The organism is Alistipes sp. HGB5, from assembly GCF_000183485.2.
Taxonomy (GTDB): Bacteria; Bacteroidota; Bacteroidia; order Bacteroidales; family Rikenellaceae; genus Alistipes; species Alistipes finegoldii.
Genome location: NZ_AENZ01000012.1, coordinates 1 through 1424, shown reverse-complemented (window position 1 = coordinate 1424; position 1424 = coordinate 1). Strand labels below are relative to the sequence as shown.

General features: G+C 44.5%; 2 protein-coding genes. Both read right to left on the bottom strand.

The genetic code is table 11. From position 1 onward, the window contains the following. Window positions 1–38: 38 nt before the first annotated feature. A complete protein-coding gene (locus tag HMPREF9720_RS02760; RefSeq protein WP_117615371.1) occupies window positions 39–926 on the bottom strand; it encodes an IS3 family transposase in 888 nt (295 codons plus the stop codon). Continuing rightward, the gene (locus tag HMPREF9720_RS02755; protein WP_014775357.1) at window positions 857–1405 is read right to left on the bottom strand and encodes a helix-turn-helix domain-containing protein; all 549 of its coding nucleotides are present in this window, start codon (window positions 1403–1405) and stop codon (window positions 857–859) included. Before HMPREF9720_RS02755 ends, HMPREF9720_RS02760 begins: the two co-directional genes overlap by 70 nt. Window positions 1406–1424 lie beyond the last annotated feature (19 nt).

The following is a 1424-nucleotide window of genomic DNA, read 5'->3' as shown; positions in this document are numbered from 1 at the left end:
TGAAGTGCACCCCAAATATTGGACGGATTAGTATTTGTTTAGATGGCATGAGTTCGGTATTGTACCGGGCTCATGTTGTTTAAGTATTTCTTTATCCGCTTGTTATTGTAGTAGTCGATATATTCTTCCAATTCTTTTCGGAAATGGTCTATGGATGAGAATTTTTGCAAATATAATAATTCGGACTTCAATAATCCAAAGAAACTTTCCATAGCAGCGTTATCCAGACAGTTACCCTTGCGCGACATGCTCTGTGTAATACCTTTCTGTCTTAAACGGAGCTGATACTGCTTCATCTGATACTGCCAGCCCTGGTCGGAATGCAAGACAATACCCGGAGAATCCGGTATTCTGGCAAACGCATCGTCCAGCATCTTCATGATCTGCATAAAGTTAGGGCGTTCAGCTATTTTATAGCTAATAATCTCCCGGTTATATAAGTCCATAATCGGCGATAGATATAACTTTACGCCGCAAACCGAAAATTCCGTAAGGTCAGTAACCCACTTCTGATTCGGTTTTTCGGCTGCAAAGTCGCGTTGCAGAAGATTGGGCGCTATCCGTCCGATCTGTCCTTTGTATGAACAGTATTTACGGAGCCTGACCTGACTTTTTATCCCGCAAATATTCATCAGCTTAAGTACGGTTTTGTGATTTATCGCATATCCGATCTTATTCATTTCAACGGTAATGCGCCGATAACCATAACGCCCCTTATGTTCGTGATATAACCTTATAATACTCTCTTTTTCGCGAGCATATTTATCGGGTTGTTTTGATTTTCTGAAGTGATAATAAAATGTGCTTCGCGCCATCCCTGCGGCTTTGAGCAATACTGAAAGCCGGCACTGCGGCCTTAGTCCTTCGATGGCTTGGGCTCTTTCCCGCTCTCGCGGACAATGCGCTCCTCGACTAAGGCCTGCAATTTTTTTAAGTAAGCATTCTCGGCACGAAGATACTCCAGTTCCTTAAGCAACTCTTCGTGCGGAGTCGTTTTGAGTTTGACTTTTTTAGTCTTCGATTTACTCATGGCCGGCCTCCTTCTTTGCGGTTTACGCCGCAGGCCTTCAGCACCTTGGTTTTGATAGAGCCGCTCCCATTGACGAATAACAAAAGGGCCCGGAATGCCGAAATGCACTGCTGTCTCCAGCAAAGATAGATGATTTTGGTGCATATGCTTCAAAACTGACAACTTAAATTCTGCACTGTAGCTACCGTGGCGCAGCTTAAGGCCGGCAAGGCCATGGCGCTCGAATAATGTTACCCACAAGTGAACTTGCGAGCGGCCACAGCCCAAGTGACATCCGGCTTCCCTAACCGAAAGTCCGCCTTCGAGTACCAGTTTTACGGCCTTTAAACGAATCTCATAATTATATTTCATAAAAAACACCCCAAAAGTGTCCAACTTTTGGGGTGCAGTACAA